Annotated in this window: 16 protein-coding genes; 14 read left to right on the top strand and 2 right to left on the bottom strand. The window is 61.7% G+C overall.

What is annotated here, in order from left to right; genetic code table 11:
- The 10 genes from A7G45_RS24440 (at position 1) to A7G45_RS24395 (ending at position 9,033) form a co-directional block, all read left to right on the top strand.
- Entirely contained in the window at positions 1-810 is an 810-nt protein-coding gene (locus tag A7G45_RS24440; protein WP_377042190.1) for an ABC transporter permease, read from the top strand.
- A gap of 23 nt (positions 811-833) precedes the next feature.
- The gene (locus A7G45_RS24435) at positions 834-1,676 is read left to right on the top strand and encodes an ABC transporter permease (protein WP_377042191.1); all 843 of its coding nucleotides are present in this window, start codon (positions 834-836) and stop codon (positions 1,674-1,676) included.
- Positions 1,677-1,766: 90 nt separating this feature from the next.
- A complete protein-coding gene (locus tag A7G45_RS24430; protein WP_260940821.1) occupies positions 1,767-2,735 on the top strand; it encodes an MlaD family protein in 969 nt (322 codons plus the stop codon).
- Positions 2,732-3,733 carry an MlaD family protein gene (locus tag A7G45_RS24425; protein ID WP_260940820.1) on the top strand — a complete coding sequence of 334 codons (1,002 nt, stop codon included), beginning with the start codon at positions 2,732-2,734 and terminating at the stop codon, positions 3,731-3,733. The genes A7G45_RS24430 and A7G45_RS24425 overlap by 4 nt, the downstream gene beginning before the upstream one ends.
- Positions 3,721-4,332: an MlaD family protein gene (locus A7G45_RS24420; RefSeq protein ID WP_260940819.1), complete on the top strand. Its 612-nt coding sequence runs from the start codon at positions 3,721-3,723 to the stop codon at positions 4,330-4,332. The genes A7G45_RS24425 and A7G45_RS24420 overlap by 13 nt, the downstream gene beginning before the upstream one ends.
- A gap of 42 nt (positions 4,333-4,374) precedes the next feature.
- A protein-coding gene (locus A7G45_RS24415; RefSeq protein WP_407667536.1) for an IS3 family transposase occupies positions 4,375-5,519 on the top strand; the annotation gives its coding sequence in 2 pieces (ribosomal slippage) (positions 4,375-4,639 and positions 4,639-5,519; 1,146 coding nt in all).
- A gap of 157 nt (positions 5,520-5,676) precedes the next feature.
- Positions 5,677-6,024 (top strand): hypothetical protein, encoded by a 348-nt coding sequence (locus A7G45_RS24410; protein WP_260940818.1) that lies wholly within the window; start codon positions 5,677-5,679, stop codon positions 6,022-6,024.
- A complete protein-coding gene (locus tag A7G45_RS24405; protein ID WP_260940817.1) occupies positions 6,018-7,118 on the top strand; it encodes an MlaD family protein in 1,101 nt (366 codons plus the stop codon). Before A7G45_RS24410 ends, A7G45_RS24405 begins: the two co-directional genes overlap by 7 nt.
- Positions 7,115-8,074 (top strand): MlaD family protein, encoded by a 960-nt coding sequence (locus A7G45_RS24400; RefSeq protein WP_260940815.1) that lies wholly within the window; start codon positions 7,115-7,117, stop codon positions 8,072-8,074. Before A7G45_RS24405 ends, A7G45_RS24400 begins: the two co-directional genes overlap by 4 nt.
- Positions 8,071-9,033, top strand: a complete 963-nt coding sequence (locus A7G45_RS24395) for an MlaD family protein (protein WP_260940814.1) — start codon at positions 8,071-8,073, stop codon at positions 9,031-9,033. The genes A7G45_RS24400 and A7G45_RS24395 overlap by 4 nt, the downstream gene beginning before the upstream one ends.
- Before the next feature lie 16 nt (positions 9,034-9,049).
- Here the strand turns inward: A7G45_RS24395 and A7G45_RS24390 are convergent, their stop codons facing one another.
- Positions 9,050-9,760, bottom strand: coding sequence for a hypothetical protein (locus A7G45_RS24390; protein WP_260940812.1), 711 nt, complete (start codon positions 9,758-9,760; stop codon positions 9,050-9,052).
- Positions 9,761-10,079: 319 nt separating this feature from the next.
- Here A7G45_RS24390 and A7G45_RS24385 point away from each other — a divergent pair, with 319 nt between their 5' ends.
- Complete coding sequence (locus tag A7G45_RS24385) at positions 10,080-10,496, top strand: hypothetical protein (RefSeq protein ID WP_260940810.1); 417 nt, start codon at positions 10,080-10,082, stop codon at positions 10,494-10,496.
- 30 nt (positions 10,497-10,526) lie between these two features.
- Here the strand turns inward: A7G45_RS24385 and A7G45_RS24380 are convergent, their stop codons facing one another.
- Positions 10,527-11,051: an APA family fibronectin-binding glycoprotein gene (locus tag A7G45_RS24380; RefSeq protein ID WP_260940809.1), complete on the bottom strand. Its 525-nt coding sequence runs from the start codon at positions 11,049-11,051 to the stop codon at positions 10,527-10,529.
- 506 nt (positions 11,052-11,557) lie between these two features.
- On the opposite strand from A7G45_RS24380, the gene A7G45_RS24375 reads away from it, so the two are divergent.
- The 3 genes from A7G45_RS24375 (at position 11,558) to A7G45_RS24370 (ending at position 14,691) form a co-directional block, all read left to right on the top strand.
- Complete coding sequence (locus tag A7G45_RS24375; protein ID WP_260940769.1) at positions 11,558-12,469, top strand: oxygenase MpaB family protein; 912 nt, start codon at positions 11,558-11,560, stop codon at positions 12,467-12,469.
- A gap of 4 nt (positions 12,470-12,473) precedes the next feature.
- Positions 12,474-12,914 carry a Rieske 2Fe-2S domain-containing protein gene (locus tag A7G45_RS32775; RefSeq protein WP_407667545.1) on the top strand — a complete coding sequence of 147 codons (441 nt, stop codon included), beginning with the start codon at positions 12,474-12,476 and terminating at the stop codon, positions 12,912-12,914.
- Between the two features lie 409 nt (positions 12,915-13,323).
- A complete protein-coding gene (locus A7G45_RS24370) occupies positions 13,324-14,691 on the top strand; it encodes an ABC1 kinase family protein (protein WP_260940808.1) in 1,368 nt (455 codons plus the stop codon).
- The last annotated feature ends 170 nt before the right edge of the window (positions 14,692-14,861 follow it).

The following is a 14,861-nucleotide window of genomic DNA, read 5'->3' as shown; positions in this document are numbered from 1 at the left end:
TTGGTCACGTCGATCAAGCATGGTTTGTATGAACGGCTGGTTTTGGGTTCGGCCACGGTGGGTCGATCGGTAACGCTGACTGTGTTGGCCGTTCGGTATTTGGTGACCGACATCCTGCGCCTCCGGGTGCCGATGGGGGAGTGCCTGACGCAGGCATGGTCGCTATTCACTGTCACCGCGTTCCCCGCGGTCCTGCTGGCCATTCCGTTCGGTGCACTGATTACCGTGCAGACTGGCGGGCTGTTGCACGACGTGGGTGCGTCGTCGTTGGCCGGTGCGGCCAGCGGATTGGGGATCGTCCGCCAAGGCGCGCCCATGTGTGCGTCGTTCCTGATGGGAGGTGCGGCGGCGTCGGCGATTGCCTCCGATCTTGGCACGCGGGCGATCCGCGAGGAACTCGACGCGATGCGGGTGATCGGTGTGGACCCGGTGCAGCGCTTGGTGGCCCCCCGACTGGTGGCGATGTTGATCATCGCCCCGATGATCTTGGCCACCATCATCTTCGTCGGTGTGGGAACGGCCTTCATTATTTCCGTGAAGGTTTCCAATGTGAATCCGGGCAGTTTCTGGGCGTCCTTCGGCGGGTTTGCCAACACCACGGACCTCATCTTCGCCTTGGTGAAGGTGTTGGCGGGCGCGGTGTTGGTGACCATTATTTCCGCATTACGCGGGATGGAGGCCAAAGGTGGACCGCGCGGGGTTGCCGATGCGGTCAACGCGGCGGTGGTGCTCAGCATTGTTACGAATGTCTTCGTTGCGCTCGTCCTGACGCAGCTACAGACGATGTTCTTCCCGGAGCAATTCGCGTGACCGCGCCCGCCGCGTATAGCCCACTGGCTTGGCTAACCACGCCAATTCAGCGACTTATTCTGCGTCCGCTGAGTAGCGCGGCTGCCCAGCTGGGGCAATTCACGATCTTCGTCGCCATGACCATTTGGCTGCTGCCGATCACCGTGCGGCACTATCCCAAGCAGACAATGAAGATTCTCAACAACATGGCATGGGGGCGAGGCTCGCTCATCGTCGACAGTGGCGTGGTGTCGACCATGCTGATCCTGGGGTTCGGGATCGGTGCGATGGTTTCGGTCGAAGCATTCGCCGCGCTCGACATGCTGGGGTTCGGCGCTCTCACCGGCGTGATCGGTGGCTTGGCCAATGTGCGCGAGATGGCGCCGATCGCGGCGGGGATCGCCTTCGCCGCACAGGCTGGGTGCCGGATGACCGCCGAGCTCGGCGCGATGCGAGTGTCGGAGGAGATCGATGCTGTCGAGTCGATCGGTATCCGCTCGATACCGTTTGTGGTGGGTACCCGACTGCTCGGTGGAATGCTCTGTGTCCCACCGGCATACCTGGCGACGCTGCTGTTGAGTTTCGTGGTGAGCCGGACCCTGGTGACCGTCGTGCATACGCAGTCGGCCGGCACCTACAACCACTACTTCGAACAGTTCTTGGACGTACCTGGCATCGGGTTCTCGGTGCTCAAGGCGGTGGTCTTCTGCATGGCGGTGACCCTGATCCATTGCTATTACGGCTATTTCGCGTCCGGAGGGCCCGCCGGTGTCGGGGTGGCCAGTGGTCGCGCGATCCGGGCCAGTCTGGTGATGATCGTCGTGCTCGATCTTGCGCTGTCCGTTGTCATTTGGGGCCTGTTCCCCTCGTATGTGTTCCGAGGCTGATCAATGTCTGAACTTCTGCGCGGCACTGACGAACATCAGCACCGCATACTGGTGGGCACCGGGGTGATGGTGGTGACTGTGGCGCTGCTCGTGTACGCGGTGGTGACACTCTGGCCGGCGAAACACTCGGCCGATGCCGTCAAGTTCATACTGACCACCCCCAGCGTGGGCGAGGGCATCGATGTCGATGCCAAGGTGCTACTGCGCGGAGTGGCTGTCGGCACCGTCACCGAGCTGAACCATCACGGTGAGCTGACAGATGTGGGAATTCAGCTGAACCGCAACGACACTCGCGGACTTACTGACGCCTTTCGATACGACTTCCGCCCCGCCAACACCTTCGGCGTCTCCGCCCTGAGTCTCGAACCGGGTGAGGGCGGCAACGCGATCGCCGACGGACAGCGCATTGGCCGGGCACCGGAGATCAATGCCACGATGGCGCAGCTTCTCACCGGGACAGTCAACTTCGCCAACAAGATCCTCACCGACAAGCTGGCCCACCTCATCGGCCGCAGCGTCGACTACACCGCAGCGCTGGCACCCCTTCTCGAGACCGGGTTTGCGCTCACCAGCCTGATCGCGGAAACCCAACGAGAGGAGCCGGCCGTGCAGTTAGGGCGTGTCAACCGGATTCTGGAGCCGTTGCCGGTGCTCGCCGAGAGCGTCTTTGCGAGCGTGCATGGCTTCCGTAATCGACCGGCCTTGGAGGAGTTCATCGACAGACCCGGTCCCCTCGCCGACACTCTTGAGGGGGTCGGAAATGAGTTGCTGGGCAAGGCGGGTGACGTGTTGGGCAAATATCAGCGGGAACTTGGCCCAACTACCGAGATCGTCAGGGCGTTTGCCGATGCGGTGAGCTCCATGGTTCAGCGGTCCCGGGGATCAGTCCGCCTGGACAAACTGTTGGCTGGGTTGACCGAGATCTACAACGGCCCGAGCACCGAACACACAAATCAGAAGTCATTCAAGCTGCGACTGGTGCTGGAACCATTGCCGGCTCTGGAATCGGCGCTCCCGCCAACATCGAACCTGGACGGCACGCTGGGTGGTGCGCGATGAGGGCTGTTCGACGTTCGGCGATCAGCTTGCTGATCGCCGTGCTGTGTACCGGGGTGATCTACGTGTTGATCGTGAACGCGCTGCGAAACCCGGTGGACGCATCGACGGCGGTCTACCACGCTCAGTTCACCGACGTATCCGGGGTGCGTGCAGGCGCCGATGTGCGACGCCAGGGGGTGCAGGTCGGCAAGGTGGTGTCCATCAAGGTGGTACGTGACGGGGACGCGAATGTCGCCGACGTGGAAATGGAACTCGTCCGCAACCAGCGGATGACCACCGCGACCCATCTGACCGTCAAGTTTCAGAACCTGACCGGGGCGCGGTACATCGACATCCGCGACGACGACGTCTCCCATCCGCAGTCGGTCTCGACAATTCCGCTGAAACAGACCACCGGATCATTTGACATGACAACCCTGTTCAACGGGCTCGCTCCTGTGCTGCGGACGCTCGACCCCGCCGATGTCAATGAGTTCACCGCGAAGCTCGCAACGTTCCTGGAAGGGGACGGCGCCGGCGCGGCGGATCTGGTCAACAGTATCCGGACGATCGCGGGCAAGGCTGCTGACCACGACCAAACCATTGGCACCCTGGTCGACAATATCTCCCTGTTCGCCACCGGTGTTCAGGGCCGCTCCGATCGCGTGATCAAACTTCTCACGTCCCTCAAAAGTGCCATAGCGATTGTCTACTCGGTGAAGAGCACGTTGATCAACGTTTCTCAATACGGTCCCAATTTCACCGCGTCTATTACTCGCCTGCTGTGGGAGCTGGGCCTGCGAGACGGTCCTGAGCTGGACAAGAATTTTGACGTGATGCGGGCCAATCTGTACCGGGTGCCCGAATTCTTCGAGCGTCTCCCCGGCATGTATGTGGGTATGCAGCCACAACTGAACAACCCGGGATCCGATTTGAACTGCACCGACGGGCGATTGGTTCTACCACCAATGATGAAGGTATTCCTTGCCGACGAATCGGTGGTGCTATGCAATCGCTAGCAGCACGCATCCGCGGCAGTCTGACCGGGCATGGCAACGCTGTTACCCGGCAAGTTGCTATCGCCATCGGCGTATACCTCGTAGTGGCGGTGATTGTGGCCGCGACGGCATACGTCTATCTGTGGCCGCCGGGGCAGCGGACGATGGCCTTCTTCATCAACGACGCGGTAGCCGTGCATCCGGGCAATCAGGTGCGCGTCGCGGGCGTCCCGTCCGGACAGGTCGCCAACGTGCGCCTGGTCGGCGACTCCGTGCGGGTCGAGATCACCATCGACGACGGCATCTACATCGGAGATCAGAGCACGGTATCCGTCCGCATGCTGACCGCCGCGGGCGGCTACTACGTCAATGTGGAGTCGAAGGGCGCCAAACCCCTCGGCGATGCAATCATCCCCGCCGAGCGCGCCCAAGCCCCGTATCAGCTGACCGAACTGCTCGCTGACAGCGCCGCCAAACTCCAACAGGTCAACGCAACACAATTAGGACAGGACCTGGATCGGCTGGCGAACGGATTGGAAACCAACCCCGGGGCAATCACCACTATCAGCCAAGGCATCCAGGCTGGCGTGTTCCCGCTGAATGAGTCCAACCCGTTTTAGAGTCCTGTGGCCCGATGTCGGGCCAGAAGGGACGATGAACACATGGCTGGTCGGAAGCGGAATTCCGCGGAGGACATCGTGCGCAAACTGCGCCGGGCAGATGAGCTGGCTGCCGAGGGCAAGACTGGCGAGGAGATCGCCGCCGAGCTGCAGGTCTCGCCGGCCACGCTGTACAACTGGCGGCGCACCTACGGCGGCATGGACACCGATGCCGCCAAAGAGCTCAAAGAGCTGCGCGAGCAGAACGGGCGCCTCAAGCGGCTGCTGGCCGAAGCCGAATTGGAGAAGGACGCGTTGCGGGAGGTCGCGAAGGGAAAATTCTGAGCCCAGCTGCCAAGCGCCGCGCCGTGGACATGCTCAAGGAGACGTTGAGTATGTCGGAGCGGCTGGCGTGCAAGGCCGTTGGGCTGGCCCGCTCCACCTACCGCCGCCTGCCGTTGGCGCAGACCCCGACCGATCCGGACGCCGAGATGAGGGCCTGGCTGCGCGCCTACGCCACCAAACATCCCTGCCACGGGTTCCGGCGCGCCTGGGCGACACTGCGCTACGACGAGCGCCGTGAGGTCAACAAGAAGAAGATCCACCGGCTGTGGCGCGAAGAAGGCCTGCAGGTCCGTGTGCACAGTCCGCGGAAGCGGGCGGGCATCTCCTCGGTGCCGCCGATCATCGCCGATGCGCCGAAGGTGGTGTGGGCGATCGACTTCCAGTTCGACTCCACCATCGACGGTAAGGCCATCAAGATCGCCTCGATGATCGACGAGCACACCCGCGAGTCGCTGCTGAACCTGGTGGAGCGTTCGATCACCGGCGAGCGCCTGGTCGAGGAATTGAAGAAGGTGTTTGCCGCTAATGGTGGCCCGCCGAAGGTGCTGCGCCTGGATAACGGACCGGAGATGGTTTCTCAAGCGCTGCAACGGTTCTGCGAGAACAGGACCGGAATGGTGTACATACCGCCGGGCTGCCCGTGGGACAACGGCTACATCGAATCGTTCAACAACCGGCTACGCAAGGAGTGCCTCAACCGTAATTACTGGAACACCCTGTTCGAGGCCCGCGTGGTCATCGGCGACTTCAAGCACGAGCACAATCACCGACACCGCCACTCGGCACTGGGCTACCGCACGCCAGCCGAGTACGCTGCTGCCTGCCGGTGCACCCACACCCCGGTGGCCTGCAGCATCACCTGAGAACGGATAAAACCAACCCGACTCTATGACCGGGTGGACTCAGTAACGGGGACTCGCCAAGGCCATCGCCCAAATCGCGAACCGGCAACGCGAGCAACTGCACACGATATTCGACACCACTAAGGAACTGGTCAACGCTGCCGAGCAGAACCGCCCCATGCTGATCGATCTGATCCAGAATGCGGCACTTCTGCTGACGCTATGGGACTCGATCAAATATGGAATAACTCAAACTGGGATTCAATTCGGCAAGCTATTCGACATGCTCGGTGGCGTCGGGGCCAAGTTCTATGCCAACCACCGCGACTGGATATTGGATGTGCTGCAGCGCACCAACAATGCGCTCAACGTCATCAACACCGACATTCCACGAATTGTCGGGAATCTGGGCAATTTCGTCGACAACCTGCGGAAAGCCGTCTCGCCCGATGGCCGGCGCATTATACCGCCAGAGCAGTTACTGGCGACCGACATCTGCGTTCCCGCACCGGGGCGAACATGCTGAGCATCCGGTGCGCCAGTAAGGCCACCGCAGTTGCAAGTATCACGATCGCCGTCGCCGCCGGGTCGGGGTGCTCGACGCTGACGCATTCGACTCCGGCGGCCGAGTACTGCGCGGTCATGGACGACACGATCGGCCTCTATCCCGGTAACTCCGTGACCCGCAAGGGGGTACCCGTCGGCACCGTCGACGCCGTTGACCGCGGGCCGCTGTCCGTCACGGTGCGATTTCGCCTTGACGACGGTGTCAGCGTTCCGGGTGATGTCGGCGCGGCCACCCGTTCCCCGACCATCCTCGCCGATCGAAGTCTGGAATTGAGCGGCGGTGATCCAGCGCGTGGCACCCTCAAGCCTCAGGCGTGTATTCCGCTGGAACGCACCGCCACTGCAAAGAGCATTTCCGACGGACTGGCGGCCTTCAACAACGTGATACGGCAGACGATGGACGCGGGCCAGGGCGATACGCTGACCCGGTTGGTCACCGCGGCGAGCAGTCAACTCGACGGTAACGGCCCTGGCCTGCGGCAGGCACTCTCGGACTTCGCCAATGCGGTCAAGGACTCGGGCGGTGACATGGCGACCGCCGATCAACTCATCAGGGGAACATCGTCGCTCATGACGACGACGGTCCAGAACTGGGCTGGGATCGACGCCGTCCTTGAGCATGCCGGCCCCGTCGCGCGAGAGACCAGCACACTGTTCCGCGGGTTAACGCCCGTGCTGTCAAAGGTGGCCCCACTCTTACAGTTACTGGTGGATGTGACCACGCACTTGCGCGGCATCGTTTGGAACACCCTCGACACCGCGGCAAAGACCGTGCGCCTGCTGTCCGACCACACTGGCGTGATCGTCATGAATGCAGGCACCCTGCCGAACGTTCTCGACGGCATCCGCAACTTCTGGGCCCGGGTCAACGTCAGGAGCATCCCGGTTCTGTCGCCGCGGGTAGCGGCCGGGCCGCAGGACGACGGCCAGATCTGCGCACGGAACGACATGAACCAGAAAGACCATTGCGGATTGTTCTACGGTGTCCCGGACGGAATCACCTCCATCGACATGCTCCAACTGGTCCTCAAAGGGGGAGCCAAGCAACCATGAGACGCCAACTGACAGCGGCACTCCTGGTGCTGGCCGCAACGATCTCCGGATGCGGGCTGAATCCGGTGCGCATGCAGGTCCCCGACGTCAGCGGGACCAAGAAACTCGGCATCGTCATCGAATTCAGCAATGCCCTCAACCTTCCTGCCGGCTCACGGGTCGCCTACGAAGGGGTCGACGTCGGCGTGGTGCGCGGCGTGAACCTCGGAAACGGCGTAGCACGAGTCAACGTCGACGTGGATTCCGCGGCCGCCATTCCGGGCAACTCGTCCGCGGCCATCGTCCAGGACACGATCCTCGGCGACTCCTACATCAGGTTGGCCAAGCCGACCGACAGTGCAATGGCGCCACCGCTAACCGCCGGAGCCGCCATCCCGGTGGCCCGGACGTTGCCCCCCACCTCCATCGAGGACATGATGTCGACCTTGTCGTCGTTCTTGGGCACCGGCAGCCTTCAGCAAATACAAGGCATGTTGCGAAGGTTGAATCGCGCCATGCCGGACGACCCCGCCGGTCTGCACCGGGATGCCTCGACACTGGCTGCCGATCTGCGAAACCTTGCGGTCAATGGTGACCAGATCGACCGGACGCTGGCCAACGTCTCAGACCTGGCCACCGTACTGCGCAACCGGAAGGACTACCTGGACGACTACCTCTCCGATCGCAGCCAGCGAGTCTGGGCACTCGTCCCACCGACGGTGGCAAAAGTCCTTGCATTGATCGGTGGCGCCGGGTCGTTGATCGTTCAAGGTTATTGGCTGATTCCGGTGTTCGACTCGGTGGCCACCGCGATGGAACAGACCGGCGTGCCGAGCGTGCGAGATTTCACCAACCAGACGCTGCTACCCTTTGCCCTCGACCCCCGGGTGGACATCACATCGGTGACCAGCGTCGATGGTACCGATCGAACAGCCGATACGCAGCGGCTCCTACGGCAGTTGGGGGTTATCCAATGATTCGCAACGTCGTGTCAGCGGCGGCGTTGATTGCGCTGCTGGTGGCTTCGGGCCTAGCCATCGGCCGGCAGGGTGTGCAGTGGAACCCCACCGGCGCCGACTGGCATCACGCGACGTTGATGGTGCGGGATGCGAATGGGCTCATTCCTCGATCCCGCGTCCTCCTGCGGGGCGTTCAGGTCGGCGAGGTCACCGCGGTTACTGCTGACGCCCAGCACGTCGCGGTCCAGTTCGCCTTTCCCCCAGGTGTTTCGCTGCCCTTGGACAGTGTGTTCCGGGTCGAGAATCTGTCGGCGCTGGGGGAGACATACCTGTCTATCAAGCCCACGGCGGCCGGCGGGCCGATGATCGAGAACAACCAGCGGGTAGTCGCCGATGCGGCGGCCGTGCCCGGCACCATCGGCGAGCTGGCGGTCACCGTCAGCAAACTGGCAATCAAACTGGATCCCGAACAGTTCGGCCGCATCGTGGACGAACTCACGACAGCCATGTCGAGTACCGCACCAATTCCGGTGCTCGCCAACTTCAACCATCGGCTGAATGAACTCGTCACGTCCGACAAGGACGACATCCGCAACATCCTGGTTCAAGCGCAAGTGCTGTTGCAGCACGACGATGCCCTCGCGGCGGCGTCTGCCAATCTGCCGGAGCCGGTTCGACTGATAAACGCGTCGCTGGGAGGTCTCCTGGACGCCGGTGTTCAGGCCCTTTATCACACCGGCGGTGACTATCCCAAGGACGTTTCCGATGGGGCCGGTGTGCTGCTGACGCGGGTTTCGGAGTTCGAGAAGGAAATCGGTGTCCCGTTGTACAACCTCACCAAACCGCTGCTGCCGGTGATGCAGGCCACCGCCGCGGCGATGGCCAGCATCGACACCAGCCGCCTGCTCGACGCGTCATTGGACTCGCTCGAGACGCCCGGGGCATTCACCGTACACGTGCTCCCCAGCGGATCCTGATCCCTGACAGCAAATTTCAGGAGCCGGCTTTGAGTGCGGTGTCGACGCCGCCGACGTCGGTGATGATCCAGTTGTTGTTCTTGTTGATGGTGACGGTGTAGGTCGCGGTCGACTGAATACCGTCCGGTGTCTGAACGTTCTTGGTCTTCACGCTGACAAAGCTATTGACCACGAACACGCCGTCACGCTCGGAGCGGACTACCGACGCGATCGGCGTCGGCGTCGAAACCCATTGCAGCGGAACGATGATCTGCTCCATCGATGCAGCGGCGTCCTTGAGCCTGGAAGTAAGCTCGGGTGAGGTATTGGTGGTCAGCCGTTTCGTCCAGCCAGGCAGGTCTTTGTAGTCCATCTCTGCTGCGCCTTTCGCATAGTCGAGGGCGATCTGCATGGCGTGGTCCTTCGACTGCGCGGCATCCCTCATCGCAATGAGCTGCGACTGGGCCTCCCGTGCGCTATGGCGGCTGTCATAAGTAACCCAGCCGAGAACGCCGTTGCCAACCAATGAGACCGCCAGCGCGGCAGTCAGCAGCTGGGTGCGGCGGGTCAGCGGAGCACGTTTTGGCGACGACTCTGCTTGCGGCGATTCGGCTACAATCGCAGGCGAGTCCGCAGCCTCTGCGGTCGGCGCAGCGTCCTCGGAGATCTCGTTTGTTGGTGTCTCGGCTGTTGAATCCTCGGGCACGTCCATCACTTCCTCATCGACTGGCTTGTAATCTAGTTCCATTTCGTTCCCTCGTTGTCAATATCTCGTGTTGACCGGTGATGTCGCGGCCGATGAGTGTGGGGGCAAACGATCTACTTCGTGTTGCGCGAGATGTCCGAACTTCAGAGTCTCGGGTACAAGGATGCTTAGGCCGTCATAGATATCCTTGAAAGAGCTTGATTGGTAACCGATTTCCTCGGAAAAGGTGCAAGTTCCCTGGGTGCGCTCGGGGGCAGTCGCGGGGGTGTTCTTCTTAATACTTGCCGTCGGCATGTTTGCCGGCGGGCTGCTTGTCGTGTCGGTGCGAATGGGTCTTGACCGATGGCCAGAAGGTGCTTGAATGGCTATTAACCAAGGGAGAGAACGTATGTCATCGCACGTCACCAGCTGGTCCCGCAAAGGATGGGTCGTCCTGTTGTTCGCCTCAGTCATGATTGCTCCTCCGGCCGCTCACGCCGATGAACACACAGTCCGCTACGTCGTCACCTCCAACGGAGAGCATGAGGTGACGATCTACTTCAGGGAGGCGGCGCAGACTATCAATTGGAGCGGCGTCCATATCGAGAACCATTGGGTAGGCCCGAGTCAACCTTGGGAAACGACGGTTCAGTTGGACGATGCGTCTACGGCTTATGTTGCGGTGCGCAATGTTTGGTGGAACCCCGACATGCATTGCGAGATTTGGATCGACGGCAACAAGACGATGGCGTCGGACCCCAATGGAGTATGCATCCCGCGTCCCGTGTATCCGAATTAGCCTTCCAGCGTTCATGAATCGGTGATCGTCCTAGTCCGGATCGATGGATTCGGCGAGCGCCTGCGCTGCGGCGCGATCAATTGGCGTGGAGGCGGTTCCGCGCCAGAGCGCGAAGAACCGGTTGACGTCATGGCCGACAACCCCCACCCACAGCTGACTGTCTTCATGGCGTGCGTCCTCATACTTCGTTTCGAAATACGAAGTGGCAGCTGGTAATCCGTTGACGCTGAAGGGCTGAGTGTCCCAGTTGATCCGGTTACCGGGGTAGGGCATGAGGAACGTGCCCATGTCGGAGGCCAGTCTGATCGCCGCCTTGGTGTTGTCCGGGTGCGAGGGGTAGGACGAGGCGAATAGCTTCAGGTCCAGCGGGCCGACCAGAATGACGCCGTCTGGGTGCCCGGGATTGGTCAAAAGCGTTGTGCCGTAAGTTAATTTCGGATTGGCTGACCGCACCCAACCTACGGGCGTAGTGAAGCTGAACCTGCCGAGGTCATCGTGGATTCGGTTCGGGTCGGCGGGGGAGCCCGAGTTCGGTAATGGCACGTCGGTGGTCATCAAGTCGACGGCCCGCGACTGCGCCCATACTTGCGCCTGTTGTTGGTCGGCACCATGTGTTGCCGCCGCGACCGCACACAGCAGCGCGATCGCGGTAGCTGGGAGCCGCCGCAGCCGTACGGCGCGTCGTATTCTGGTCGCTGTTGGGAATTCCTCTGAGGTGGTCACCGTAGTTCCGTTTTCATCGGCTGGTCGTGGACATCACGATTGTGCAGTCTGTTCTCCGAGCGCGAGGGCGATCCGATCAACGGGCCCCGCGGCGCATCCCCGGCCCCGCTCGATGCGTTGGATGCTGGCTCCATGCAGGTTCCCCTAGGCATCGATGGACGTTGGTTTGGATCCAGTGTGGCCGGGCCTTGGCACGTGTGGTGTTCCGAATATGGACACTGGGTCTGCGCAAACTGTGATCGACTTGCGCTGGTCATTGACTCAATGAGATGAGATGTCGTAGGCGTTGGATCCGTCACCCCCTTGACTATTTAGACATGGGTGTCTAAATTGGGGGCATGACGACACTGACAAGCGCTCCAAGCGCTCCTGCGGATGTGATTGATATCGAGATCGGTTCGGAGTCAGGTTTTTTCAGGCCGGATTCGGTCACTTGGAAGGTGATGCTCAGCCCTACCTATGTGCCGGGTCTGCTGTCTATCCTGGATCTGTTTGAGGCTTTTCCGCCGTGCGGCCTGATGGGTGCTCAATCGGTGACGTATCAAGATCCGATCGGCCGCTCGACCCGCACTCTTGAGTACATGCTCACGCTGACTTTCGGCGACCGGGACCAGGCTATGTCGCTTATCGAGCATGTCAATGCGATGCATGACACGATCAAGTGTCACTGGAATGGGCGCGATTACTGTGCATCGGATCCAGAGAATCTTCTGTGGCTTTATGTGCCCTTCATGCAGGCGACGATGGATGCCTATGACGCGTATGGTCCCTCGCGGTTGACCCCCGAGGAGCGCGACCAGATGTGGCGCGAAGTGGAGGTCATCGCGTTGCTGAATCGGATTCCGGCGGAGATGATTCCCACCTCGCAGGCCGAGGCCGATAAGTATTTCGAGGAGATGCGTCCGCGCCTGGCGGTGATCGAAGAATCCGCTTACGCGCACCGTTTGGTATTTCCTTTGCTGTGGGACAATGGGATTGTCCCGGTCGCGTTGGTGCCGCTGGTTCGACTTGTTGAGGAATGCGCCACGGCGTTGACGCCCGACTACGTGTTGAAACTTCACGGCCAGTACCGACCGGCCTTCGTTCGTCGCGCGACGATCGCCGCCTATCGCCCGTTGTTCAGGGCGATGGCCCTGACTCCGGGGTTGCGCGACGCGCTTCCGCGCGTGGCCGGCGAGCCGGTACTGAGCATGGTGCGCGACGCGCGCGCGCGACGGGCCGCGGTGATGAGGTCATCCCATGGTGGGTGACTGAGTGACGTTGTGGAAAGTCCCGTTTCAGGTCGTCTTTGAGGCCGTTGAGCTGATTCGAGGTGGCGTTGTCGGTGCTACCGGAGTATCTGTGGTGCCAACCCCTGACGCGGGTGGATCGGAATTGCGCTCGGGTCAAGGGAGAATCATTGACTCGGAGGATGGCAGCGTTGGGGTCTTCCGCGATGCGGCCGGAGAGTTGCATGCGGTCGTAGCGTTGTGCACGCATATGAATTGGCCACTCGAATTCGACGGCAAATCTCGATGCTGGGTCTGCCCGCGCCATGGTGCCAGGTTTGCCGTAGACGGCACGGTGCTCCGTGGCCCAGCTGACACGCCCCTATCGGTCGGCCATATATCCGCGGGCCTCCGGGCGGAACTCGACGCGTCGACGGCGACCATCCGACAGAGTGCAGCTGTGCCTCGCCGGCAACGAAACAATTGATTTGAATGGGATCCGGAACTGAAGCCGCGAGAGGCGATCTTGCGCGCGAGGTGCAACGGCAGCCAACTGCCGAGCGACTTGAGGCGTGCGCTACGACTCGCCAGTGAGTATCCGGTGGGCGGCCGGGCAAGCTGAACGGGTACTACCGTCACATAGCTCCGTGATGAACGACGGCACCACCTGTTCCACGACATTAGACGGCAACCCACAGGATGGCCGCATGTATTGCGCGCTCGCCACCATCCACGCCTGAGCATTTATGGCGAATACAAGTCAGTCGTCGATTATGTGGCCCGACTACGGGATTTGAGACGAACTCTTCGACACAGCAGTAGGTTGAAAGTCCCCGTGGTGGCCGTCGAGCAGTGGTGGCCACGACCCTCATGGGCGACTCATAGGGAGGTGGCAGATGGCGCGTGGACTGCCGGAGGGTCGACTGACTCGAGGCGGCAAGTTGGGGACGCTCGCGGCCAAGCAAGCGGTGCGGGGCGCGGGTACCCGGCTGTCGATGGTCGGCAGATCGGAGCAGGCCAAGCGGGTGTTGTCCGAGCGAGCGACCATGGATGCAGCTGAGAGTCTGGTGACGGTGTTGGGCGCCATGAAGGGCGTTGCGATGAAGCTGGGTCAGATGTTGTCGGTGATCGAATTTGAGATGGTGCCGGAGTCTCATCGCGACCGGTTCCGGGAAAAGCTTGCCGCGCTGCGGGATCAAGCGCCCAGAGAGTCGTTCAGCACGATGCGTGCGGTGTTGGAGGCCGATCTGGGCAGGTTGTCGCGGGTGTTCGCCGACTTTGATCAATCGCCCATCGCTGCAGCGTCGATCGGTCAGGTGTATCGCGCCAGGCTGCACGATGGGCGCGATGTTGCGGTCAAGGTGCAGTATCCCGGTGTCGATAAGGCGATACGTGCGGACTTGGGCAACCTGGCCCTGGTGATGAAGCTGTTGAGTTCGATGTGGCCGACGATGAATTCGGCACTGCTGGAGGAGATCACGCGGAGCATCGACGGCGAACTGGATTATCTGGGGGAGGCGACCACGCAGCGCTATGTGGCTGCCCGGTATCGCGACCATCCGTTCATTGTCGTTCCCGACGCTGTACTCGAATGCTGTACGCCGCGAGTGTTGGTGACCGAGTTTCTCGACGGTGTTGGTTTCGAGGAGATGCGGGCGCTGCCGGATGTTGAGCGCAACCGCATCGGTGAGGTGATTCACCGGTTCTACATCGGTTCGCTGTTCGCGCACAACGAGTTTTGTGGGGATCCGCATCCGGGCAACATTCTGTTGGCGCGCGATGGCCGTGTCGGCTTCATCGATTTCGGGCTCTACAACCGCATGGATCCGGCCAGCGTGGCATTTGAGCGGGCATGCCTGTGCGCTGCTGCTGAGAATCGGGCAGCGGATCTGTATCAGATGATGGTGCGTCGTGGCATCGTCGACGATGCGGCAGGGGTTACCCCGCAGGAGTGTCTGGACTATGCCTGGTCGGCGAGCGAATGGCATCTGGTCGATGCCGAGATTGCGATTACTCCGGAGTTGGCCACCGGTGCGGTGGTATTCGCCATCGACCCGCGGCAAACGGAGTTTGCCGGGATACGACGGCAGACGATGCCGCCCGAGCATGTCTTCTCGCGGCGTGCGGACTTCATGACATTCGGCACGCTGGGGCATTTGGGTGCTACCAACAACTGGCACCGCATCGGGCGGGAATGGTTCTACGACGAGCCGCCGACCACCGACATCGGCCGGGAGATCGCACGCTGGCGCGCGAGCCGGTGAGCACAGATGAACTCCCGTTGGTCGAGACTTCGACTAGTCCCGGTGGGCGCGATCGTCACTCACGGCCGCCGCCGCGAATACCCCTACGTGGCCGTCAACGTGGTGCTCGCGGTCTTCGCCGCGGTCGTCGTCTGGGGACGATTCGGTCCGTACGCGTTCTGACACGGCCG

Origin of the sequence: Mycolicibacterium llatzerense (assembly GCF_025331195.1) — a bacterium.
Taxonomy (GTDB): Bacteria; Actinomycetota; Actinomycetes; order Mycobacteriales; family Mycobacteriaceae; genus Mycobacterium; species Mycobacterium llatzerense.
The sequence above is the reverse complement of the archived record's forward strand: the minus strand, read 5'-3'. Positions and strand labels throughout refer to the sequence as shown.